Source organism: Bdellovibrio sp. HM001 (assembly GCF_055397275.1).
Genome location: NZ_AP029174.1, coordinates 516,844 through 539,709, shown reverse-complemented (window position 1 = coordinate 539,709; position 22,866 = coordinate 516,844). Strand labels below are relative to the sequence as shown.

Genomic DNA, 22,866 nt, shown 5'->3' with positions numbered 1-22,866 from the left:
TAGGAAAGGCCAGTGGCAAGGCTTTCAGGGCTCTAATGAATTTTACGCAGCAGGGATTTTGACAGCAGGTCTTTTTGCTGGACCTCCATCCGGGAATCAAATGCTCTTTCGGAAATGAAAACTTATGCAGAACGCTTAAGGAGCTGTCCTCTTGGAGAGTCATCCGCGGGTAAAGTCCACAGCTCCAATTCGGGAATACGACGTATCAAGGTGCCCAGATTGTCTTTCACAAGAACAAATCGTCCACTCTCTGTGACCTCAAGCTCCACAGTCCACTTGTGTTCTTTCATCGCCGGAAGATTGCGCAGATGCTCCATGGATTTCTCCAGTTGCTCCTCTGTCATCGGCTCGCGATGAGGCTGTTCCTGACTCTGATACTGCTCTTGCCCGTTGGCATCGCGATCATGAGTGGAATCGGACTTGATAGTTTTACCGATGGACTCGACATTGCGAACCTCGTTATTCGGTAAAATGTTAGAGATCAGTCCCTTGATATTCATGCCCATCTTATCGGCACATCCTCCCTCCCCCAAAAGGTGCCTGGTTGTTTTTTCTGGCTATAGCGCATCAATCCAAGACTCTTGCCCAGAAAATAAACTTACTACCTAGACGAATGAAAGAGGCGTACCCTGTCCCTATGTAGAGGAGGCTCCCCCATGCAGCAGCAACTTGCCAAAGAACTCACCTCTCTTGTGGATTGGTCGGTCACCGAGTTAGGAAATGTCATCCGGGCCGAACTGGGGGCCGCTGCCTTCAATCGCATTGAAAAGATTCGCCGCTATGTAAAATCGCCTGCCAGCAATCACCTACAAGGATTACTAAAACTAAAAGCGCAGCTGGAAAAGCTCTCTGATCAAGAACGCTTTGGCATTGCCCACTCGTTTGCTCTGATGCTGGAACTGATCAACGCCTGCGAATCCGCCTATCGCACCCACCGTCTGGAAGAGGAAAGTTCCGCAGCTCTTAAGAGGGAAAAATATTCTTACGGTCGTGTGATTCACGTCCTGACGGCGCACCCAACAGAATCCCGCAACACCGACATGCTTATATACCTGCGCAAAATTCATGACCTGCTGGTGCAACGCCTGAAATCAGAACAGACTTCACAAACTCATCAACTGCATTCCCTGCTAAGAATGGCCTGGAACCTCCCCATGTCCAAACAGCGAAAGCCCAGCGTGATGGACGAAGCCGAATATATTTACTCGTTGGTGTTGCAGGACAATGTCATTGAAATTTACCTGCAACAACGCCAGGAACGGCATCCCTTCTATATCCGCACCTGGGTCGGCGGAGACAAGGACGGACATCCCGGAGTAAATGAAAAAACCATGCTGGGAAGCCTGGGCATGTCCCGCCTGCGCCTGCATCAGTGGGTTGTTCGACAATTTTCTCAGTATCTTGCAGAAATTTCGCCTCTGGCACGTTCCGGTCTGGAGCAACGTCAACACATTCAGAAGCTACAACGACAGGCGCAACAAGTAAAAGCTCACCTGAAAAAAGTCCGCCGCATTTCCGCAGGAGATGCCAGTCGAGTGCATCGGCTGACGGAATCTCTGCAACATCTTTCCCATGCACAAAATCGCCTGTTTGGCGCTGAATCCGAGCCGCTGAACCGCATTCGCTACCTGCTCAAGATCTTTCCTGGCCTGGTCGTCCCCCTGGAACTTCGCGAGGACAGCGCCTTGGTTCACGAAGCACTCGCCCAGCCAAACAAACAGACAAATATCTCTCGTATGCTGCAGACTTTGGCGCGACTTTGCCCTGATCACAGTCCCCGGAATTATGTGCGAGGGTTCGTTCTGAGCCAGTGCGAGTCCGCGCAGGATATCGACGCAGGTGTTCGTTTGAGTTCAAGGTTTCTCAAAGCCCCTCGTCTTCCCGTGGTTCCACTATTTGAAAGTTCACGCTCTTTAAAAACCTCCAAAGAAATAATCACAGCGTTTCTGGGGAAACCCAGGAACGTGCAACTGGTCAAAAAACACTGGTCTGCTCAGATTGAGGTTATGCTGGGCTATTCGGATTCGGCCAAGGAAAATGGCGCTTTTCCATCCCGCTATCTGATTCAATCCGCCATCGGAACCTTGGAAAAAACCATTGAAACCCACGGCCTGACGCCTATTTTCTTCCATGGCTCCGGAGGCAGCATTGAGCGCGGTGGCGGGTCTATACAGGAACAAACCGAATGGTGGCCATTGTCTGCGATGAAGACCGTCAAGATGACCGTACAAGGAGAAATGATTTATCGTAATTACAACTCTCCGGCTATTTTGCAGCGACAGTTGAATCTTCTGGTGCAAAACCGAGATGCCCGTAAAAAGAAACCCGCCATGCGTGGTTCTGTCAGGACAGAAAAAGCCCTGCGAACGCTGGCTGATTCGGTACAAACCAGTTACCAGAGTATTCTGAAGCAGGAGGACTTCTTAGAACTGATCGAAAAGGCCACGCCGTATTCTTTCATGAAAGACCTGCGCATGGGCTCCCGCCCTTCAAAACGGCAGGGCCCGGTTCAACTCAAGAGTCTGCGCGCAATTCCATGGGTGCTGTGCTGGACTCAAACTCGGGCGTTATTCCCGACGTGGTGGGGACTGGGTGCCTTCTGGACGAATCTAACCGTGAATGAGAAAAATCAATACCGCCGGGCTTTCAAAGAATCCTCCATGTTCCGCACCTACATCAAGGCTGTCGGTTTTACCTTGGAAAAGATCGAACTCGACGTGTTCTTCATGTATCTGCGCTCTTCAAAGCTTTCCGCGGATACGGTTGCCAAATACGAAAAAAGCTTCCGCACTGAATATGCGGAAGCCATCAAATGTGTCCGGGAGATCACCGGAGAAAAAAGTTTGCTTTGGTATCGACTGTGGCTAGAAACCAGCATCCGCCTGCGGTCCCCGTTGATTCATCCACTGAATGTGCTGCAGTTGATTGCCCTTGAAAAGAAGGACATCAAACTGCTGCGCGAGACAGTCACGGGTGTTGCCAGTGGAATGCTGACTACGGGGTGACTTTCAGCGAGTCTCGCAACTTGCTAAGATCCAATAGTTTTTCAACCTGGCCGCCAACATTCTGATCCAGTCTGGCGGCGGCCTCACGAAGACCTTCCTTCACCACTGACACTTCACCTTCACTCAGGCCCAGATTATTCAACTTGCCTGCGGCAATCGCCGCCTCAGCCTGATTAAAGAAGAAGTTAGGTCCCATTTCCACCTGTGGATTCAGGGACTTCAGATAAGCTTCCCAGCCTCCCAGCGCCTTAATCTGTTCGACGATCAAAAGATCCCCTTCGCCATATTCGTTGCTATTAAAGTCCGGCGCCCCTACCCCCCACTTCATATAGGGTTTTAGATATCCGCCGACCAACGAATCAATTGTCAGGAACAGATTCTTTTTCTCTGTCTTATAAAGCTTCTCCGCCAAAGAGAAGCTCGGAACGAAATTCACTCCAACGGACTGCTTATACTCATACTTAAATCCGGCCTTTTTGGCGTAGCGAATGGTCTCAAGCGATTGGTCTATCACCTTCATGGCCTCTTGCAAGACCTCTTGCTTAGCCTCAAAGAAGATATTTCCATAAAGATCGTGCCGTCGGCAGCCAAGGATCTCGCGCTCGCCCATCATGGCTTCCAGGATATGCTCATCAGAACAGTAAGCATGCTTCACCTTGCCGGATTCGATGTCGGCATACGCCCAGCCTATTGCCTTCTTGTCATAAGAAAGCACATTATTTTTGATGTAGCCACCCACCACCAGCGTAGGCGCATCTGTCGTGTAGTCCATCACAGTGCTGCTTAAACCGACTGGCTTTGAGTTGTCTCCTCGAGAAGCTCTTTCCACGGCGTTCTTAATGTCCAGATCCGATGCATCCGGAACAAAAGTGCCGGCAAAATTGTGACGCAGCCCTAAAACATGTCCTATTTCATGGGCGATCACACTTCGCACTGAATCTTCCTGTTCAATCAACGGACGATCCACGACCAGCCCACACAGATTTCCATGCTTTAGAGAAAAGAAGCCATTAACTTGTGCTGACTCATGCTTCTTTGTGAAGCTTGAAGTCATGTACACATATCCGCGGAAGGCCTCACCCGTCAAAGGGTCCACCTGAGCATTGGCATAAGCACCAAAGCCTTCATCCCATTTGATCCAACGAATGACGATGGACCGATCCTTCTGCGGCTCGCTGTCTTTATAACCATATTCCACCTTGAGCACATCTCGACCAAAAACCCGGTTCCAGTATGTCACGCCATCTGTCACCGCGCTCTTCATCGCCTCGGGCACGTTCGCATCCAGAAGGACACGAATATCCCCGTCTTCTGGAGCCACACTCCAGCGGGCAATTTGAGTCTTCATGTCGTTCTCGCCAGCTCCAAAGGTGTTATTGATAAAGAACCCAAAACGATTTTGCTCGTCCGAGGCCTTGGCTTTGAAGCTCTCTTTGGCAATGTAGGGCTTGATTTCAAAGAAGACCGTCTTGCTGCTTTCCACTTTTTCAGGAGCCGCCATGCCCATCATGGCCAGCTTATCCTGCTCGTCTTTTTTTCTTTCTCCGGCATAGGGATTTTTGTACTTTTCAACGACTCGCACAACCTGCTTCATCAGGATTGAATTATTACGAATGGACAACGAGCTCACGAAAGAATCTTTGATATCAAAGTGGGTTTCTTTCTTATTCTGGCCCATAAACTCCACGTCCACATACGTCTGAGGAATCAGAATGTCCATGGCGGTTTGATAGTTCATGGACAGGAATCCCTGCCCCATATCAAACACCAGCTTGTCGGTCGTTTCCTCGACCACCGCGAAGGTCTGCAGAAGTTGATCGGCCGCGACGGACTCCACGTTATCCCGGACAGTTTTATTGAAGACCGCCATACGATCACCGCTTCTTTCAAAGGAAATCAACTGAGGTCGAAAGAAACTGGGTGCCGCGGAACGGGAGCCATCTATAACAGTCGGCACCAGAAGGAACAGTTTACCCAATGATGACTTTTCAAAGGTCACAAGATTTTTACTGATCTGTGCAGAAGATTCGATCTTAGCCGGAGGCAGAGACTCTTTTACAATGATTTTCTCTGTGTCTTTACTGCAGGCAACCAGCAGGGAAGAGCACAAAAGCATGACAACAGACGTACGGCTCCAGGAACTCATGAAGTACTCCCAAATAGAATAGAACCCCGGAACAATGTCTAAAAAAGAGACAATGAACCCAAAATTGGTCAGGGCTGGAACCCAGTTCCAATATATAAAGTCCTAATTTTCAGGAAGTCTAAGAAAGCAAGAAGTGCTCCTGCACGGAACGCAAAAAACCCCGAGGATCCGAGGCGCCTGTAAAAATCAAAATGTGCTGCAAGATGCCCCAACCTGGTTTAGTACCCCAGGAAGACCCATGTCTTCCTGGGTAGGTTGGTACCGAGAGGGAACGGAGGTACCCTCTCAGGTCAAATCCTTATAAAACAATTCTAATATTAACCAATCAATCTTAGTGCAGAGTTTGGCATCGCGTTGGCTTGAGCCAGTACGGATGTATTTGCCTGCAAAAGAACCTGGTTACGAGTGGACTCCGCTGTTGCTGACGCCACGTCTGTATCACGGATACGAGAGTTGGCTGCGGAGATGTTCTCGTGTTGCACACCCAAGTTATCCACTGTGGACTGCAATCTGTTTTGAAGGGCACCGAGACTTGCGCGGAAACCGTTCACCTGAGACTGCGCCTTATCCACTGCTGCTAGGGCGTCTTGCGCTCCCTCTTTGGAAGAGAAGTCGAAACCTTCAATTCCCAAGCTGGAAGTTGTTGCATCTGTTTCACCGGCGTTGAAGGAGATTCTGTCTGCTTCACCGTCATTGTTGATACCTACCTGGAAGTCGAACTTGTCGCCGGAACCATCCAGAAGTTTTGTTGTACCGAATCTAGTTGTTTGCGTGATACGTTGTGCTTCAGCTTTCAATTGCTGAACCTCTTTATCAAGGAAGCCACGCTCTGTATCACCGATAGTGTCAGAAGAAGCCTGAACACCCAATTCTCTCATACGAGTCAGGATGTTGGAGATCTCAGACAAACCACCCTCTGCCGTCTGAACCATGGAGATACCATCGTTCGCATTTCGGGAAGCCTGACCTAGAGAGCGAATTTGTGATTTCAAGTTTTCACTGATCGCCAAACCTGCTGCATCGTCTGCCGCTTTATTGATGCGGGAGCCAGATGCCAATTGTGACATTGATTTACCGATTTCACGCTGAGAGTTCACCATTGTTCTCTGTGCGTTGATAGCGGATACGTTCGTAGAAATTCTCATTCCCATGTGGGACCTCCATTAATTCGGCCGCCTTATACCTACTTAGGCTGACCAAGTTGTACACGTTGGTGACTCAAACTTTCGTCTGGCTCTCTCAAGCGAATCTTCGTAAGGCAATCACTCCTTGCGGGTTCCTCGAGAGCTTCGACTTGGTTTGCGTCGTTGCTTCTGACATACCTTTCGGCGAGGTCTTGAAAGGCTTTAGTCGCGTCTAGCACTTCTGGACCATCATCCAGTAAAAGCTGGACCAAGATCCTGAAAAACAGACCAAAACCCGGCATTTTTCAATACCAAGGTCCAGCCAAACCAAACGTCTGCCCCGACCAACAAAAGGTGCCTGGTTGTTTTTTCTGGCTACAAAGCAGCAAAGTTCGCCTGCCGGACCTAGGAATTAATAGAAGAAGCATTCTCGGCGGCAATTCATTTGCTCGTGGCAGGCGATATGGCACGAAGAAAGTTTGAAAATCACACTGAATTTCCCTATCACATCACTGCAAGATGCATTAACCGCGACTGGTTTTCGCAAGATTTGCCGCAGGTGTGGGAGATCACCACTCGACATTTGTATTTCACTTCAATGGCGTTTGATCTACGCATTCACAACTTCGTCTTGATGAGCAATCACTTTCATATGATCTTACGTTCACCACAGGCGAACTTGAGCGAAGCGATGCAATACTTTATGCGTGCGTCAGGAGATGATCTGCGACAAATCAGTGGTCGAATTAATCAAACTTACGGCGGACGATTTCATCGTAGCCTGATCACTCATCCGCGACATTACGACCATGCATATAAGTATGTATATAGAAATCCTGTGGAGGCGGGACTATGTAAAAGAGTGCAGGATTATCCTTATTCGACAATTCAAGCGTTATTGGGCAGAAAGATGGTGGAGGTTCCCGTATTAGAAGACACTCGATGGGGCACGTGGGAAGAAAGAGTGCAAACTTTGAGGTGGTTAAATTCAAAGCCTCATGCTGACAACTGGGAATCTGTGCGCAAAGCTCTTAGAAAGGGCGTGTTTGCTCTTCCTAAAATGGATAGTCGTTCTTCGCCCCTGGAGGATTGTGCGCTGTAGCCAGAAAAAACAACCAGGCACCTTTTCCTGAAAATCCCCGGGGACGGGTGTCCCCGGGGTGGGCTTAAGACGAGGAGTATATGTGGGCGACCCCTCTTCCCGAGAGAAACCTTATCCCAGAACAGGCTTCTCCCGACATCCGTTAATTTCGCGAATGTGAATCTTAAATATTTACGCTGATATTAATTAGACCAACTTCATTGCCACTTGTGGCAACTGGTTGGCTTGAGCCAGTACCGACACCGCCGTATTCTGTAAAATACTTGCAGAAGTCATTTCGGCTGTCTCTTTCGCCACGTCAGTGTCGCGGATACGAGAATTTGCGGCTGACAAGTTCTCATAGGACACATCCAAGTTACTCACCGCGGACTCCATTCGGGATTGCATCGCACCGAAGTTCGCACGCATACCGGAAACCTTTTCGATGGCCTGATCCACTGTCTCCAGCGAGTCACGCGCATCACCCCGGTCTGCCATGGCAATACTGTCGATACCCAATGCTCCCGCCGTCGCGTCGGCGTCAAATTCAAATTTAATCACGTTATTCTCATCCGAGTAAGCACCCACCTGGAACTCCATCGCTCCGGCAGTACCATCCAGCATCTTCTTCGTACCGAAGACTGTTGTCTTGGCAATACGATCCGCCTCTTGGATAAGTTGTTGAGTTTCTTTATTTAGGAACTCCCTCTCTGTGTCACTCACAGTATCAGAAGCTGCCTGCACGCCCAGCTCACGCAGACGCACCAGAATGTTAGAGACCTCGTTCAAGCCCCCTTCACTCACCTGAACAAATGAGATGGCATTGTTGGCGTTGTTTCGCGCCTGACCGATACCTTTCAATTGTCCTTTGAAGTTTTCAGAAATCGCCAAGCCCGCAGCGTCGTCCGCTGCATTTACGATACGGCTACCAGAGGCCAATGCCTGCGCGGCATGCTCTGCGCGTTTCTGTTGTTTGGATAGCACACGTTGTGCTGCGATAGATGCGGTGTTTGTTGCGATTCTTAAGCCCATAGAACCCCCCTTGGGATTAGAGATCCGAGCCGCTGGTTTTTGATGGAATCTAAAATGATCTAAGGTAGCACCACTTACCCTTTGAACACCCGATGTCCGCCTACGTCCCGTGATCTGTTTGTTTAAATTTTACTTTTCAAAAAACTTTTAAAATTTAATTCAAGGTTGGAGCCGCCCCTCTCAGAAACGGTGATTGGACGTTTCTTTCGAGGAGCTTTAGCTTCAAGAGGAGGTATCCTGATTTGATCTGGAGATCCTTTTTAGCTTGCCCAACGTGTACAACAAACTCTTCGGACCTAGGTCCAGAAAACTTTAGCCTAAGGTCTAGGATTTTTTTCGGCGCTTTGCTTAATATTTGATTTTACTGGAAATTAAGTACCCAAAAATTTTTGACCTAGGTCCAGTTCGGGCTCGACCTAGGGCTAAAAAACGATGATTTATCGAAGTGTTATGTTACATGGGGACAAGTAGATTCATCCCCGCCATTGTAGGTGATGCCATCATCACACGCTCAACATAGTCAGAAAGCACTTCTTTTTTTACTCTCATGCTATCATCGCTACCATCACGAGAAGCTCCGTTACTGGCGTGAACCATATACAGCACACCATTCTCACGAACTAAGAAGCCCATGTGAGAAATATCCAAGCGAGTTCCGATAGCTTTACGCAGATCCCAGTTGGGCCTCATAACATGAAAAATTGTGCCCGAAGGAATACGCGCCAGCAGCTCTGAGGATGAAGTCAAATCTTCCTTCGCCACATAGGGAAGTTGAGCAAGAATTGGCTCGAAACCTTCGCCCATTTTCTCAAAGGCAGAACCCTTTCTTTTGAACCACTCACCTTTTTCAATCCAGGTCTGTGACCACTTTGTCTTAGCTCCGGCAACACGCCCCGTGATATCTTTCACAAAACCATTTTTGATATTGTTGGGGATCCAGTCGACACTTGGGAAATGATTCCGAGTTTGATAGGAAACGATCGCATCTTTATAGCGAATTTGATTCATGCGCTGACGGAACTGCTCTTCACTAGAAGATAATGCAAGTGCCAACACCGTCTCAACAAAAGTTGTACAATCAAAACCATCAAAACGGTACAAAGGCCCCTGACTGACAGTGCCAGTGCTTCCCTCACCAAGAGGATCAACAAGATAAGGAACCTTTTGCTGAGCAAATAAATTGGCAAAATCACTTACTCTTTGTGCCGTAGAAACAGAGATCATCTTCTCGGAAGCAGCCATCAGGATATTCAGTTGCTGATCCGCAACCACCTGATCAGCATGCGCAAATCCAGAGACAAAAAAAAGTCCACTGAGGAAAATACGTACAAAAAGATGTGCTTTCATATACACCTCAAACCCACAACCCTAGGGGCCGCATGTATACAAGCAAGATTGGGGCTGGGAGCTACTGGCTCCTACAAGAGTTAGAGGCAAAAAGAGTGTGTATCAATTTGACACGGAGACGTTTTCAGACACCCCGTCTGTGAGCTGGCCTTCCGCTAAAACGTCTTTGCGAAGGCCGGGATAACCCCGTCGCTCCCGGGCTGCTACGGCTTCACTTTCCGTGGCCATGCGATAGTGGATGCGACTTCGTGGGTCTCCAAATCCAAGGCGAGCCATGGGATTGTTCTTGTCTTTGTGATTCAAAAAGCCCGTAAAGAAATCAAAACGACCTGCTCCATTGATCCCGCCACCCGCATCGCGAATGACCAGGAAGCCATCATGGATTTCACCGTTGGGCATCTTTACCCCAACCAAGCGGGGCACATAGATCACTTCCCCGACTTTGTGAATCTTCAGATCCGCCGCAACCGAAAAATACGGATCCAGACAAACACTGCTGACTCCATAGCCGTAAGGGCACTTCTTTAGATCTGTCACAATAAAGCGCGCCACACCTTCTTTGGTGGAGTGATAGTTGTAAGACGTCAGAATCCCTTCATCTTCAACGAAGCAGGACCCTTGCATCAGACAGGACTTGTAATCGGCTTCACACAACGTGGCCAGGGTGACCCCTTCCGGCGAAAGAATTTCGCGCAACTGCGAAGAGGCACACTTAGTTTTACCCAGCTGAATTGTCGGCTTGTAGTAGATTGTTGGCGTCATGCCACCCGAGTCGGACGACGTCTTCGGAGCTGCACATGAAATCAAGGTGGATGAAACAAAAAGGAGCGACAACAGCATTCGTACCGACTTCATATTTAAGCTCCTTTCCAACAGGCTCAAGATATATCAAACCTTCGGCCTTTTGAACGGAGCACCCGATAAAATACAGCAAAGTAGTGAAAACCTTACCGGGCTGTCAAAACTTTAATCAAGACGACGCATGTACTTAAGCAAGTAATCGTCGACGATGCGCTGATAATTCACTTTGGTCAGCGCCTGATTAAGCTTCTCAACTTTACCCTTGTTGTGGATGTTGAACGCAAAAAAGTGATCCTTATCCTCGACAATGCGAGTGCTCACAGACACACGCCCGGCAAGCTTGGGATGAGTCACATGCATTAAGTAGCGGGCATTATTGATATCCATCAAAGCCCCATCCAGCTGCCCCAACGCCACCTTCCGCAGGTTCGTGTCATCACTCTTTACGGCCTCCACCTTCAGCACCTTTTCCTCAACCAACCGATTGAACTCCCTTGTGTTGCCATATCCCTCAGTGATGCCGATCTTCTTGCCCTTAAGATCACTCAGCTTGGTCCACACCAACGGTCTTGAACGCTGCTGGATAAGTCCCAGAGGAGATCTAAAAAGCAGGTTTGAAGGACTAAATCCGGGACGAAATGTCTCGGGCCAAACAGGAAAGAAGCCGACAACTTCAGGTCGCTCGCCTCTTTTGATGGCCTGGGTCCAAGGATAGAAAACAAATTCGACGCTGACACCGACGGTTTTCAGCGTGTCTTTCAGGGCTTTGGCGGCGGCCCCGTTTTCTGGGCAACGAGAACAAGTGAACGGTGGCCACTCCAAAGTCGTTACAACCCAGCGCTCAGCAAGGGCCGAAGAGGCAAACAACTGTATGACGAGAGCTAAAACAGCGCCTTTGATTACACTCATTTAACATCTCCCTCGAACGACTAGTTTCATGCCTAGTTTACTCGCTTTTTGCAACTCGCCCATTGCCCATGGAACACCTATACGATATCACTAAAACTGCATAGGCTAATCAAAAAGCATGACGTTACGTTTAAGAATTTTCTTATTCAATCTTATCTCTGTCTTTCTTGCGACATTTGTTGTTGCGTTGATTGGCCTCAAGATCGTGGAATCCACAGTCATCGACAGCACTTATGAAAGACTCACTCAGATTCGCATCAGCAAAACCAGTGCTATTGAATCCTATTTCCGAGATCTGCAGACGGCCATCAACCTCATATCCTCTCATGAATTGACCGACAATCTTCTGCAGGACAAGCGTCTGGACAGCCATCCAGAATTCCGTCGCCTTCTGGACAACTACGTTCTGGACTTCAACATCTACGACATGGCCTTGGTCAACAAGGACGGCGCCGTGGTCTATACCACACGCAAAGATATCGAAGATGGCGTCTCTGTCTTTACCGGCTTGCCTCCGGGGGCAAAGCTCAAGGACGTGTACACCTGGGGAGTGAAAGCGCAGGAGGGTTCAACCCTGTTCCTGGACTTCGACAAAGATGCCCTGAATCCCACCTCAGCAACGGGCTTTGTGGCTTCCCCGATCTATCGCAATGGCAAGGTCCTTGGGGTTCTGGTTCTGAAGATCTCTATTTCTGAGATTGATCGCATTACCAGCGACAACTACGCCTGGCCAACTCATGGAATGGGTCAAACCGGCGAAACTCTGATTTACGGGGAAGACTGGAGTCTGCGCAACACCGGACGCTTCCGTGTTGAAGCCGGCGCCCAGGGAGAGACCGGCCAACTGGAAGCCGAGGTCCTGTCTTCAAACCGTGGCGATGAGGATATCAAAAAGATTGAAAACCTCAGTGAAGTGCGCGAACTGGGCACGGACTATCGAAATCAGAAGGTCATCCGCTCTATTGGTAAGATCTATCTGCCGAATGGTGAGTTGTGGTATATCCAGACCAAGATCGATGAAAGCGAGGCCTTTGCCGTCCTGGACCGCATTGCCATCGCCTCCAGCGCCGCGGCCGTTCTGATCTTTATCCTGTTCTTCTTTGCCACCTTTGCCGCCACCGGAAAAGTCGTGGAACCCATTCAGCTTCTGACGGATCGCCTGGAAAAACTGGGCACCAGCAACCTGACCCAGAAGATCAACTATAACTCCCGCGATGAAATCGGTCTTCTGGTCAGCAAGTACAATCAGCTGGCGGACCGCTTGGAAACCACGACCGTTTCCAAAGAGTTCCTGGACAGTGTCATTCAGTCCATCAAATCGTTCCTGTTCATTGTCAAAGTGAGCCACCACGAGGACTGGCGCCAGTCTTCGTACGCGATCTCTCAAGCCAACGAATCAGCGCTTAAGTTCCTGGGCTATTCCATCAATCAGATATCCCAGGTGGATTTAAGAAAACTGATTCATGCCCAGGACGAATTCAACAACTACACCTGGCTGCTGCAAACCCGTCACAGTATCGAAGCTGAAATCATAGCCCATGACGGACGCCGACTGCCGATCCTGATGAACTGGACGGCACTTCCCAACCGCACCAGCAAAGATCTGACTTTTGTGTTCGTCTGCACTGACATCACCGATCGTATTACCGCTGAACAAGCCCTGATCGAGGCGCGTGAGCAGGCCGTCAAAGCCTCTCAGGCCAAGTCCGAGTTCCTGGCCCGCATGAGTCACGAAATCCGCACTCCGCTAAACGCCATCATCGGAATCACGGACATTCTGGCGGAATCCGACCTGAAACCCGAACAGGAACAACTGGTCAAAGTCTGCGCCAATGCCGGAGAAAACCTACTGGCCCTGATCAACGACATTCTGGATATTTCCAAGATCGAAGCCCGTGAAGTCCGTCTGGAGAAAATCGCCTTCGACCTGGAATCCACAACCACCAACATCTGCGACATTCTGAAACAAAAGGCCACCGAGAAAAATCTGCAGTTCAGCCTGACCATGAACCTGCCGAAGGACCGCGCGCCACTGGTTGTCGGCGATCCGACTCGCCTGCGCCAGATCCTGTTTAATCTGATCGGCAACGCCATTAAGTTCACACAAAGAGGCCGCATTGAGGTTCACGTCGACTTTGAAGGCAATCTGAACAGATTTGTGCGCTTCTCAATCAAGGACACCGGGACTGGAATTCCAGAGGACAAACAACACCTGTTGTTCCAAAGCTTCGTGCAGGCAGACAGCTCGATCACGCGTAAATACGGTGGAAGCGGCCTGGGTCTGACAATTTCAAAAAATCTGGTGGAGCTGATGGGGGGACGCATCTGGTTCCAAAGTGAAGAGGGCAAAGGAAGTTCCTTCCACTTTACGATTCCGTATGTTCCTACAGAGGGCGGCCTGGAACTGGCAAGTTCTGAGATCTCCATCAGTGGTGCACCGACCCCGGACCGAGGTGAAGAGACTTTACTGGCTCGCACCGCGCGCATTTTGGTGGTGGATGACACCGAAGACAATCGCTTCCTGCTTTTGACTTACCTTAAAAAATTACCATTTGAAGTGGTACAGGCCGAAAACGGAAAAGATGCGGTCGAGAAAGTGCTGGCAGAACCATTTGATCTGATCCTGATGGACATTCAAATGCCGGTGATGGACGGCTATGCGGCAACAAGAAAAATCCGCGAGTGGGAGCAGAAGAACCACACCAAGCCCACCCCTATCATCGCAGTCAGTGCCAACGCCATGGCAGAAGATGTTCAAAAATCTTTGGATGCGGGATGCTCCGAACACATGACCAAACCCATTAAGAAGTCAGCTCTGCTGGAAATGATCCAGCGATATATAAGCTAAGACTCCACCAGCTTCCCGTTACGAATGGTCGTGATTTTATTGGCCATCACCTCAACGTCGCGCTGATCATGTGTGACCAGCAGGGTCGGAATTTTTTCCCTCTCGATAACATCCTTGACCAACTTACGGCTTTCTTCCCGCAGTTCCTGATCCAGGGCTGAAAAGGGTTCATCCAGCAGCAGAAGACGCGGCTCCCCCATGATCGCGCGCGAGATCGCCACGCGCTGCTTTTCCCCGCCAGACAGCACAGAGGCCGGCCTGTTCAGAAAGGGTTCCATTTTCAAAATTTCAACAAGCTCTTTCATTCTGGAGCGTGCCTTGCCAGGCTCCACTTTGCGAGCCCGGGCGGCAAACATCATATTTTCTTCCGCCGTCAGATGCGGAAACAGATCCAGCGCCTGAAACACCACACCCAAACGACGATCCGGTGTTTTTAACCGAGCCAGATCCAGTCCCTGGTAAGTCCACTTCATGCCGGGACATTCTTCTAAACCCAGCAAAATGCGAAAGACCGAGGTCTTGCCCGAGCCCGACGGCCCCCACAAAACGGTGACTCCTTCATCCAGGATCTCCCATTTGTCTATGGACAATTTGAAGTCGCCATAATCACGGTGCAAATTTTCGACTAAGGACACGGCTTCCTCCCACACAAATCAGGAAACAAATCAATCCGGCAACAATGATAAGACTGCTTAATACGATGGCCTGATTCAAGCGATAACCTGACATCAAAGTTTCAGTCATCATGGCAATGCTTAAATCACGATGAGCCAGAATGCGCGAAACCGCAAAATCACCACACGCCCAGATCGAAGCCACACCTGCCAGCAGACCTGCCCGACGCGATAATTGCGGGAACAACACTTCGCGGAAGATCTGTCCGGACGAGGCCCCCATGGAATACGCCACAGTCATTTGATTCTGCAAAGCATGAAGTTCAGAATCCCAGCCCATACGGAACAGGCTGTTTAAACTTAAAATGGTCAGTGCCAGCGGAATTTTAAAAAAGGGAAATAAACCTTCATTAGGTCCTAAAATCAGCAAACTGAAACATGCCAACGATGTCGAAGGAGCAACATACCCATTCAAGAATCTTTCAAACCATTTTTTGGGCCAGCAATAGGCAATCCACATCAGACCCACATAACAAAGAAGGCCGACGGACAACCCCAAAACGATACTGCCTAGAAAATTCCAGATCAGCGCGGACTGCAGTTCATAGAAAGTGGAAATCATCGCCAGACCTGAAACAAAGCCCTGCACATATCCGAACAGATACACAAAGGAAAGAACGGCGATCACTATCAGCCCCGAGTAGCTGCGCAGTAACTTCAAATTGGCGGGCCGGTGATACAGACTTCCTTTGCCTCTGCTGGCGATAAAAGACAGAGCAAAAATAAACACCGACTGCAGGAAGGCCAGCAGAACCGCGTCCCCCCACTGACTGGATAAGCGGATCTTTTCATAGATCAGAACTTCAACGGTGGTTCCGCGCCCCCCGCCGACTATCAACGGCACTGCAAAACTGCCGAAGCAAACCACAAAGATGAACAGCCCCAGAAGCCAAATATCTTTCTTTAACATCGGCAGCAGTCCCTGACGCAGAAATCTGAACCGGCTGGCCCCTTCGACATACGCCAGCTCAATGATTCCACCCAACTTGGTTTCGATCGTTGATGCCAACAGCACTGCCGCCAGTCCAAAGTTCATCAGGCTGTGAATAATCACAATCCCAGAAATTCCCATGGGGAACGGATCAATCACACTTAAAGCCGACAACAGAATAAAAATCGGCGGCAGAAAGTTCGGCAGCAGACACAACAGCTCCAAAACAAATCTCAAACGACGTGTCCGGGGGGAATTCAATGACAACAATCCCAGCGCGACCCAGAAGCCGATCAATAAAGAAAAAACGGCCGACAGTGTGGCCTGAAGAAAGCTGTTTTTAAAGGCCCACGCCAGCTCGCCCATATCGGGCCAGCTGGTCACCTGAAACTGAGTCAGCAGAAATAAAAAAGGGAAGATCAGGAAAAGAACCAGTCCTATCCTGAGCGCCTGACGAAGATTCAATTGAGTTCGCCCCGGCGGATTTCAGTCCAGCGACGCAGAAGGCGATCCACTTCTGTGGCAGAAAGAATCTCAACCTGCTGCAGGGTTTTCACGTTCATCAATGGAGCAAAAGGAGTGTTTTCCATCACGCCCTTCATCACCGGGAACATATAGTTCTTTTCCATGATGATCTTTTGACCTTCTGGAGAAAGCATCAAATTAACAAACTGTTCGGCCAGGTCACAGTGCCGACAGAAATCCGGAATCCCCACAAACTCGAACTGCACCGGAAGCGCTTCTGTAAACGGCAGCGCCAGATAGTCTTTCTTTTTCTCTTCAGTTTCGTGATACAGCGGAGAAGTCACATACGAGTACACCAACTTGGTCTGCTTGTTCGTGAAAAGTCCATAAGCTGTTGACCAGGTCGGGGAAAAACTGTGAATTTGCGACATCAGCTTTTGCAGATAACGGAAGCCCTCTTCCTCACCTTTGGAGCGAATCACCCAATACAAAAACTGCATTCCCGGCGAACTGGTGCGAGGATCCTGCAAGGCGATTTTTTTCGCCAGCTCTGGTGCCAGCAGGTCATCCAAGGATCCCGGCATGTGGAGCAGTTCTCCACGACGGGCCACGAACGTCAAAGCGCCCCAGTCATAAGGCACAAAGTAACTGTTTGCCAGTGCCGGCTTCACAGCATCATAGACATCCAACTGTCCCAGGCTGAGCTTGCGCCAAGGTTGTTCAGCCGTCGCTTTGGAAAGATCAAACTGATCCAACCCCACGACAACATCCGCGCCCAGACTTTCCCCTTCGATTTTCAGACGCTGAAGCAAGATGCCCGAATCGCTGCCTTCGATAAATTCAACTTTGCACTTGCAGGTCTTTTCAAAAAGTTCCTTCAAGAGCGGACCCGGTCCCCAACGGCCGGTAAAAGACGCATAACCAAACACTCGCACCGTCGGCAAAGAGCTGGAGGGAGCGGCATTGTCCGTGCGATTTAAAACCGCCAGAAACAACGTCAAAAAGACAACAGAGATGAAAAGAACAAAATGCTTCACAATTTACCACCAAAGACCGCGACGGCGCTTGTAGAAGTAATAATCAAACCCAAGGCAACGACCGGCTCCGACCCAAGCCAAAATCAAATGAATTGCCAGAAAGGTCTTATAAAGATCTTCTGAGGCCGGCCCTAAAATAAAGAGCATCGTCACACACAACAACACGCCCAGCAAAGCCACCGGACGCACGACATATCCGACAATATAGGAAATGGCGATGGCAAATTCCAGACCCAGAACAATAAAGGCCACCGTCTGCCAATTGGGAATCATCGTGCTGCTGGCAAAAATTTTAAACCAGTTCGGTGCATGGCTGGCCGGCAGCCACTCGGCCATTTGATCGGCGATGCGTGGACGAGTCAGATAGTCACCGCGATATTTCAAAAGGGCATGTTCCAGGTAGTAATAACCCAGAAAGATTCTAAGGAAAGAAATCGGCAAAAGATGACCAACGTATTTAACGCTCTCAAAGAATGAAACTAACATGAAGACATTGTGAACTAGACACCCTTCTTAGGGCAAGTCTCCTCGAGAAAGCAATGACTGCATGCAGGTTTTCTCGCCTTACAGACAGCTCGACCATGGGAGATCAGATAGTGCGATAACATGATCCAATCATCCTGGGGCACCAGCTTGGACAGCTGACGTTCGATCAGCACGGCATTGTCCGTTTTGACCCATCCCAGACGATTTGCCAAGCGGGTCACATGAGTGTCCACGACGATCCCGCTGGGAATCCCGTAGGCATTGCCCAAGACCACGTTGGCCGTCTTGCGCCCCACACCTGCAAGCTCGACCAAAGCCTCGAGGTTTTCCGGCACATGGCCCTTATGCTTTTCAACCAAAGCCGTCGCACAGGCCTTCAGATTTTTGGCTTTATTCTTAAAAAATCCCGTGGAACGGATGATCTCTTCGATAGACTCGACCGGGGCCTTCGCCATGGCCTTGGGGGTTGGGTATTTCTTAAACAAATGAGGTGTCACCATGTTCACCCTCTCGTCCGTGCACTGGGCGGACAAGATGGTGGCAACAAGAAGCTCAAAGGGATTTGTGTAGTTTAAAGCACAATGAGCGTCGGGGTAATATCTCTTGAGAAGTTCAATAGTTGCATGAACTGAGGCCTGCTTAGCAGAAACCTTTTTACTGGTCACCATCGTTCCCGATAGCTTCAACTGGACAGCCTTCCATCGCCTCTTTGCACAGAGCTTCTTCTTCCGGAGTTTCAGGCTGTTTTGCCACGAAAGCGTGACCGTCTTCTTCGTGCATGGAGAAGTTCTTAGGAGCCGTCAGGACACAAGCATCACAGGCAATACAAGATTGATCCACGAACATTTTGCCGGGCTTATTTTCTTTCCAACTCTGACCTTTATCTGCCATTGCAATCTCCTTAGGGTGCCAAGCCGCCTTAATATAAGCCTTTTGCCCTTGATGTCAAATCCCCTTCCCGACTTGGGTCGCATTTTTCAGGCCGTCCTGTGTTGAATGCTGGGTTCCCCCTCGCCCCCCGTATAGTATCTATATATGTGCCCCAGGGAGGGATAATGGAAGGACCTCGTTCTCCAATGGAAGCTGAGCTTCCTCAAGTTTTGGACTTTTTGAATAAAAAACTAAGAAATGAAGCCTCTTGGTCAATCGCCGCAGAGTATCCTACGGCCTTTTCCTCTAACAACTTGCACAACATGCGCATTATTGCCGATGAGGGCGCCGTCCTTTCGCATGCAGTGTTAAAGCCTCTTATTATCAAATCCCCGCATGTCATCTTCAAGGTCGGCGCTATCGGGTCGGTGGTGACGGATGACCAGCATCAGGGCCAGGGCTACAGCACCCAAATCATCAAAGACTGCCTGAAGTCGGCCACGGAACAATCCTGTGATATTGCCATCTTGTGGACGGACCTGTTCGATTTTTATCGTCGTATGGGGTTTGAGCTGGCCGGTTCCGAAATCAGCTTTGTGATCGAGGATGAGTTCGATATCCCGCCCATCAACCTGCGTTTCTCGACGGACAATAAAGTTTCCCCTGATGCGATCTATCGCCTTTATGCGGCTCATTCCGTGAACTCGGTGCGCACCATTGAAGAAACCAGAAAGTTCCTCTCAATCCCACAAACCAAGGTGTATACAGCCTGGGAAAGCAACGGTCAGCTGGCAGCCTATGCCATTGAAGGCAAAGGGGTCGATCTGGGGGGCTACATCCATGAATGGGGCGGCTCTGTTTCCAAACTGATGGCGCTGTTCAGCTTTATTCGCTCGCAGAAAGGTCAGCCTTACACCATTATCTGCCCACGCCACGCGCAAAATCTGATCAAAGCTTTGCAAACCAAAACAGTGACTATGAACAACGGCTTCCTGGGCATGATCAAACTTGTGAACTTTGACCAGTTGGCCGCGAAAATCAAACGTGCCTTCCGCGCCGAAGGTGTCGCGGATATCGTGCTGGAAAAGCACCCACAGCACTTTGTCTTTGGTATCGGTCAGGATCTTTACACCATTAACAATGAAACTGACATGGTTCGTCTGTTGTTCGGCCCAGTGGACTATCGTGCCCTGGGAATTTTTAAAGAAGAAACAGTTCTGCAGTTTGAAAAAATTCTGCCTCTGAATCTTTGGATCTGGGGATGGGATTCCATATGAAGCGCTACTTAAAACCCCTGCTGCCCGTTTTGCTTTTAACCTCTGCTATTTCCTGCGTGAAAACGCCGGAAATGGAAGATGAAGAAAATCCGTCCACCCTTCAGGAGGTCGCCGGAGCTCTGGGGGATGCCTGGGACAATGCGGATCCTCTGACCATGTCCGCCAATGACTTCGTCTTTCAGCGCACTTACCGCAAAATCGAAACTGGTGAAGACAAACTTTGGCTTCAGGAAGGAATCACGATCTCCAAAAAGGAAGAACGTGAAAATGACTGGCTCTACACATATCTGTATCAAACCGAAGTGCTGACCTCTGACGGCAACACACAACAAAGCACTCAGGAAGAGCATCGCACAGTGACAAAGGCCGCTCCTGCCGTCGAAGTCATGGCGCGCGCCGCCCGCCTGAAGGGTGAAGTATCCACTATGGCTGATGACTTGCAAATGTCCTTGGGATACGAGCGGGTTTTGGGTTTGGCCTATGCCTGCCAGTTGTCCGATGCCCAACAAAAAATTTGCAAAGAAACTTTGGGTTACGACAGTTGCGAAATCAAGTGCTTCAATCTGAATGTGTCTGAAGAGATGCGCCCGGCACCAGACCTGATGAAGACACAACCCAACTGTGGCGGTTTAAGCAATTGCACCATGAAAGTAAAAACTGTGTCGTTTGACTGGGCTGCTTACTACAAGAAGGGTGAAACGACCGAGAAGCAAAAGGTCAATTACAGTGTTTCAATCACTCCGGATCTACCGTTCTTCTCGCGCGTGACCGACTACTGTTATCGCGCGTTGGCAAGTGCTGGCGACCAGAAAGCCCTGGTCACCGTCTGCAGCCGCTTGGCAAATTATCAAAAGGGCGGAAACTAGATTCCGTCCTCCTTCGTTGCCATGCCCCCACGAATCCGCTAAGCTAAAACCTCTTTCGGGAGGTTTTTTTATGAAAAAAGTGGCCGTTGTTCTTTCAGGCTGTGGCTTTAAAGACGGAAGCGAAATCACTGAGGCTGTGAGCCTGTTGATTGGCCTGAACCAGGCCGGTGCCGAGGTGTCCTGCTTTGCTCCCGATCTGCAAATTTCTGTCACCGATCATCTGACCGGAAAACCCTCCGGAGAAACACGCAGCCTTTTGGCTGAGGCCGCACGCATTGCCCGTGGCCGTATCAAAAGTTTGGACAAGTTGCACGCCAAAGACTTTGATGCTGTTGCCTTTCCTGGCGGCTATGGGGCAGCCAGGAACCTTTGCAACTGGGCTGAAAAAGGCGCTCAGTGTGATGTGAACCCTGAGGTCAAGCGTGTGATTCTGGATTTCTATAATTCCAGCAAACCAATCGGGGCTCTTTGCATTGCTCCCGTGGTGGTAGCCAAGGTTCTGGGCGACAAAAAAGTCACTGTCACGATTGGTGATGACCCAGAGACGGCTGCTGAAATTCAAAAAACCGGCGCTATCCATGAAGAATGCCCGGTGAATGACTATATCACTGATCGCGAAACCAAAGTAGTGACCACACCAGCGTATATGTACGGCGATGCAAAACCCAATGAAGTGTTCGCAGGTATTTTCGGCCTGGCCCATGAATTGGTGGAGTGGGCTTAATAACGTTTAGACAAATAAAGTTAAGTTAGGATTAAAGACAGTTTATGAAGCAAGTTGTAGCATTGATTTTTGGTGGCAAATCCGCAGAACATGAAGTCTCCATGCGCTCTGCCAAGAATGTGGCGGATGCCCTGGATAAAGACAAGTTTTCTCCTGTAATCATCGGCATCAGCAAAGAAGGAAGCTGGTATCGTTTCCCGGACATGAAGGTTTTTGCCGAGGCGACCAAGATTGTTGATCAATCCCTGCCCGCCAATGCCGAACCCGTAGCGTTGATGTCCTTGCAGGGAAAGCCCGTTCTTTACTCGTTGAAAGATCACTCTAAAACTCATGTTGATATTGCCTTCCCGATCATGCACGGAACCATGGGCGAAGACGGTACCATTCAAGGGTTGTTCAAAATGGTTCAACTGCCTTTCGTGGGCTGTGGTGTCTGGTCTTCAGCGGCGGGAATGGATAAAGAGATCATGAAGCGCCTTTTGCAGGTCGCCAACATCCCCAATGCCAAGTACATGCTGCTGACTCCGCACAAAAACACAACCTATGATGAAGTGGTGGCTCAGTTGGGTACGCCGTTCTTTATCAAGCCAGCCAATGCGGGATCGTCAGTTGGTGTTCACAAAATCAAATCAGCTCAGGATTTCGCTGATAAACTGAAGGATGCTTTCCAGTTCGACAGCAAAGTTTTAGCCGAAGAATTCATCCAAGGCCGTGAAATCGAATGCTCGGTGATGGGTTTGAATCATGCTCCGAAGGCGTCATTGCCAGGTGAAGTGATCCCCCAGCACGAATTCTATTCTTACGAAGCCAAGTACCTTGATGATAACGGAGCTTTGTTGAAAATTCCGGCTGAACTTCCGGAGGCCACCATCAAGGCCATCCAAAAAATGGCCGAGCAGACTTATCAGGCCATGGGATGCGATGGTCTGACTCGTGTGGATTTCTTCGTCCGCCCGAACGGGGATCTTTACATCAACGAGATCAACACCATCCCGGGCTTTACCAAGATTTCCATGTATCCCAAGATGTGGGAAGCTTCCGGCGTCACTTACAAAGATTTAATCACCCAGCTTCTGCAGTTCGGTTTTGAAAAGTACCAGGCCGAACAAAAGCTCAAAACCAGTTATCTGGATTAATTTTTAGCAATACTTCTTATCTGGGCCTCTCTAACCTCGGGGAGGCTGGCTCCAATGTCCTGATGTTAATCAAAAAAGCTCTTTTGTTTACAACAATAGTCATATAT

At 49.5% G+C, this 22,866-nt stretch carries 20 protein-coding genes; 7 read left to right on the top strand and 13 right to left on the bottom strand.

Annotated features, from left to right (window positions below; translation table 11 throughout):
* Window positions 1-122: 122 nt before the first annotated feature.
* The gene (locus ACZ5ZZ_RS02635) at window positions 123-500 is read right to left on the bottom strand and encodes a flagellar protein FlaG (protein WP_464141100.1); all 378 of its coding nucleotides are present in this window, start codon (window positions 498-500) and stop codon (window positions 123-125) included.
* 156 nt (window positions 501-656) lie between these two features.
* On the opposite strand from ACZ5ZZ_RS02635, the gene ACZ5ZZ_RS02630 reads away from it, so the two are divergent.
* Window positions 657-3,005: a phosphoenolpyruvate carboxylase gene (locus ACZ5ZZ_RS02630; RefSeq protein WP_464141098.1), complete on the top strand. Its 2,349-nt coding sequence runs from the start codon at window positions 657-659 to the stop codon at window positions 3,003-3,005.
* On the opposite strand, the gene ACZ5ZZ_RS02625 is transcribed toward ACZ5ZZ_RS02630, so the two are convergent.
* Together ACZ5ZZ_RS02625 and ACZ5ZZ_RS02620 are read right to left on the bottom strand one after the other, a co-directional pair.
* Window positions 2,995-5,151 (bottom strand): zinc-dependent metalloprotease, encoded by a 2,157-nt coding sequence (locus ACZ5ZZ_RS02625; RefSeq protein WP_464141096.1) that lies wholly within the window; start codon window positions 5,149-5,151, stop codon window positions 2,995-2,997. The two genes, ACZ5ZZ_RS02630 and ACZ5ZZ_RS02625, sit on opposite strands and share 11 nt — an antisense overlap.
* Window positions 5,152-5,468: 317 nt before the next feature.
* Window positions 5,469-6,302, bottom strand: coding sequence for a flagellin N-terminal helical domain-containing protein (locus tag ACZ5ZZ_RS02620; protein WP_464120045.1), 834 nt, complete (start codon window positions 6,300-6,302; stop codon window positions 5,469-5,471).
* Window positions 6,303-6,738: 436 nt separating this feature from the next.
* Between ACZ5ZZ_RS02620 and ACZ5ZZ_RS02615 the strand changes: the two genes are divergently transcribed.
* Entirely contained in the window at window positions 6,739-7,377 is a 639-nt protein-coding gene (locus tag ACZ5ZZ_RS02615) for a transposase (protein WP_464141094.1), read from the top strand.
* Window positions 7,378-7,563: 186 nt separating this feature from the next.
* Here ACZ5ZZ_RS02615 and ACZ5ZZ_RS02610 read toward each other — a convergent pair whose 3' ends face one another.
* The 4 genes from ACZ5ZZ_RS02610 to ACZ5ZZ_RS02595 form a co-directional block, all read right to left on the bottom strand.
* Entirely contained in the window at window positions 7,564-8,388 is an 825-nt protein-coding gene (locus tag ACZ5ZZ_RS02610) for a flagellin N-terminal helical domain-containing protein (RefSeq protein ID WP_464120043.1), read from the bottom strand.
* A 453-nt stretch (window positions 8,389-8,841) separates the two neighbouring features.
* Window positions 8,842-9,735: an N-acetylmuramoyl-L-alanine amidase-like domain-containing protein gene (locus ACZ5ZZ_RS02605; RefSeq protein ID WP_464141092.1), complete on the bottom strand. Its 894-nt coding sequence runs from the start codon at window positions 9,733-9,735 to the stop codon at window positions 8,842-8,844.
* Between the two features lie 102 nt (window positions 9,736-9,837).
* A complete protein-coding gene (locus ACZ5ZZ_RS02600) occupies window positions 9,838-10,590 on the bottom strand; it encodes a 3D domain-containing protein (RefSeq protein WP_464141091.1) in 753 nt (250 codons plus the stop codon).
* Window positions 10,591-10,701: 111 nt separating this feature from the next.
* Entirely contained in the window at window positions 10,702-11,445 is a 744-nt protein-coding gene (locus ACZ5ZZ_RS02595) for a substrate-binding periplasmic protein (protein ID WP_464120038.1), read from the bottom strand.
* A 118-nt stretch (window positions 11,446-11,563) separates the two neighbouring features.
* Between ACZ5ZZ_RS02595 and ACZ5ZZ_RS02590 the strand changes: the two genes are divergently transcribed.
* On the top strand, window positions 11,564-14,293 hold the full coding sequence (locus ACZ5ZZ_RS02590; protein ID WP_464133217.1) for an ATP-binding protein: 2,730 nt from the start codon (window positions 11,564-11,566) through the stop codon (window positions 14,291-14,293).
* Here ACZ5ZZ_RS02590 and ACZ5ZZ_RS02585 read toward each other — a convergent pair.
* From ACZ5ZZ_RS02585 to ACZ5ZZ_RS02560, 6 genes are read right to left on the bottom strand one after another with little or no spacing between them, the layout of a single operon-like run.
* Window positions 14,290-14,928 (bottom strand): ATP-binding cassette domain-containing protein, encoded by a 639-nt coding sequence (locus ACZ5ZZ_RS02585; protein ID WP_464141089.1) that lies wholly within the window; start codon window positions 14,926-14,928, stop codon window positions 14,290-14,292. The two genes, ACZ5ZZ_RS02590 and ACZ5ZZ_RS02585, sit on opposite strands and share 4 nt — an antisense overlap.
* Entirely contained in the window at window positions 14,900-16,363 is a 1,464-nt protein-coding gene (locus tag ACZ5ZZ_RS02580) for an ABC transporter permease (RefSeq protein ID WP_464141087.1), read from the bottom strand. The genes ACZ5ZZ_RS02585 and ACZ5ZZ_RS02580 overlap by 29 nt, the downstream gene beginning before the upstream one ends.
* Window positions 16,360-17,400 (bottom strand): thiamine ABC transporter substrate-binding protein, encoded by a 1,041-nt coding sequence (locus tag ACZ5ZZ_RS02575; RefSeq protein WP_464120034.1) that lies wholly within the window; start codon window positions 17,398-17,400, stop codon window positions 16,360-16,362. Before ACZ5ZZ_RS02575 ends, ACZ5ZZ_RS02580 begins: the two co-directional genes overlap by 4 nt.
* Window positions 17,401-17,403: 3 nt before the next feature.
* Entirely contained in the window at window positions 17,404-17,886 is a 483-nt protein-coding gene (locus tag ACZ5ZZ_RS02570; protein ID WP_464141085.1) for a DoxX family membrane protein, read from the bottom strand.
* Window positions 17,887-17,900: 14 nt separating this feature from the next.
* Window positions 17,901-18,554, bottom strand: coding sequence for an endonuclease III (gene nth, locus ACZ5ZZ_RS02565; RefSeq protein WP_464142359.1), 654 nt, complete (start codon window positions 18,552-18,554; stop codon window positions 17,901-17,903).
* The gene (locus ACZ5ZZ_RS02560) at window positions 18,541-18,777 is read right to left on the bottom strand and encodes a ferredoxin (RefSeq protein ID WP_464120033.1); all 237 of its coding nucleotides are present in this window, start codon (window positions 18,775-18,777) and stop codon (window positions 18,541-18,543) included. The genes nth and ACZ5ZZ_RS02560 overlap by 14 nt, the downstream gene beginning before the upstream one ends.
* Before the next feature lie 164 nt (window positions 18,778-18,941).
* Here ACZ5ZZ_RS02560 and ACZ5ZZ_RS02555 point away from each other — a divergent pair, with 164 nt between their 5' ends.
* The 4 genes from ACZ5ZZ_RS02555 (at window position 18,942) to ACZ5ZZ_RS02540 (ending at window position 22,759) form a co-directional block, all read left to right on the top strand.
* Window positions 18,942-20,033, top strand: coding sequence for a GNAT family N-acetyltransferase (locus ACZ5ZZ_RS02555; protein WP_464120032.1), 1,092 nt, complete (start codon window positions 18,942-18,944; stop codon window positions 20,031-20,033).
* Window positions 20,030-20,899, top strand: a complete 870-nt coding sequence (locus ACZ5ZZ_RS02550) for a hypothetical protein (RefSeq protein ID WP_464141083.1) — start codon at window positions 20,030-20,032, stop codon at window positions 20,897-20,899. Before ACZ5ZZ_RS02555 ends, ACZ5ZZ_RS02550 begins: the two co-directional genes overlap by 4 nt.
* A 70-nt stretch (window positions 20,900-20,969) precedes the next feature.
* On the top strand, window positions 20,970-21,623 hold the full coding sequence (elbB, locus tag ACZ5ZZ_RS02545; protein WP_464120030.1) for an isoprenoid biosynthesis glyoxalase ElbB: 654 nt from the start codon (window positions 20,970-20,972) through the stop codon (window positions 21,621-21,623).
* Between the two features lie 44 nt (window positions 21,624-21,667).
* Window positions 21,668-22,759, top strand: coding sequence for a D-alanine--D-alanine ligase family protein (locus tag ACZ5ZZ_RS02540; protein ID WP_464133207.1), 1,092 nt, complete (start codon window positions 21,668-21,670; stop codon window positions 22,757-22,759).
* The last annotated feature ends 107 nt before the right edge of the window (window positions 22,760-22,866 follow it).

Coding starts and splice junctions, on each gene's coding strand:
- ACZ5ZZ_RS02555 (WP_464120032.1), top strand. CDS start 18,942: ATGGAAGGACCTCGTTCTCCAATGGAAGCTGAGCTTCCTCAAGTTTTG.
- ACZ5ZZ_RS02550 (WP_464141083.1), top strand. CDS start 20,030: ATGAAGCGCTACTTAAAACCCCTGCTGCCCGTTTTGCTTTTAACCTCT.
- ACZ5ZZ_RS02590 (WP_464133217.1), top strand. CDS start 11,564: ATGACGTTACGTTTAAGAATTTTCTTATTCAATCTTATCTCTGTCTTT.
- nth (WP_464142359.1), bottom strand. CDS start 18,554: ATGGTGACCAGTAAAAAGGTTTCTGCTAAGCAGGCCTCAGTTCATGCA.
- ACZ5ZZ_RS02610 (WP_464120043.1), bottom strand. CDS start 8,388: ATGGGCTTAAGAATCGCAACAAACACCGCATCTATCGCAGCACAACGT.
- ACZ5ZZ_RS02615 (WP_464141094.1), top strand. CDS start 6,739: ATGGCACGAAGAAAGTTTGAAAATCACACTGAATTTCCCTATCACATC.
- ACZ5ZZ_RS02630 (WP_464141098.1), top strand. CDS start 657: ATGCAGCAGCAACTTGCCAAAGAACTCACCTCTCTTGTGGATTGGTCG.
- ACZ5ZZ_RS02595 (WP_464120038.1), bottom strand. CDS start 11,445: ATGAGTGTAATCAAAGGCGCTGTTTTAGCTCTCGTCATACAGTTGTTT.
- ACZ5ZZ_RS02560 (WP_464120033.1), bottom strand. CDS start 18,777: ATGGCAGATAAAGGTCAGAGTTGGAAAGAAAATAAGCCCGGCAAAATG.
- elbB (WP_464120030.1), top strand. CDS start 20,970: ATGAAAAAAGTGGCCGTTGTTCTTTCAGGCTGTGGCTTTAAAGACGGA.
- ACZ5ZZ_RS02620 (WP_464120045.1), bottom strand. CDS start 6,302: ATGGGAATGAGAATTTCTACGAACGTATCCGCTATCAACGCACAGAGA.
- ACZ5ZZ_RS02635 (WP_464141100.1), bottom strand. CDS start 500: ATGAATATCAAGGGACTGATCTCTAACATTTTACCGAATAACGAGGTT.
- ACZ5ZZ_RS02605 (WP_464141092.1), bottom strand. CDS start 9,735: ATGAAAGCACATCTTTTTGTACGTATTTTCCTCAGTGGACTTTTTTTT.
- ACZ5ZZ_RS02600 (WP_464141091.1), bottom strand. CDS start 10,590: ATGAAGTCGGTACGAATGCTGTTGTCGCTCCTTTTTGTTTCATCCACC.
- ACZ5ZZ_RS02625 (WP_464141096.1), bottom strand. CDS start 5,151: ATGAGTTCCTGGAGCCGTACGTCTGTTGTCATGCTTTTGTGCTCTTCC.
- ACZ5ZZ_RS02540 (WP_464133207.1), top strand. CDS start 21,668: ATGAAGCAAGTTGTAGCATTGATTTTTGGTGGCAAATCCGCAGAACAT.
- ACZ5ZZ_RS02570 (WP_464141085.1), bottom strand. CDS start 17,886: ATGTTAGTTTCATTCTTTGAGAGCGTTAAATACGTTGGTCATCTTTTG.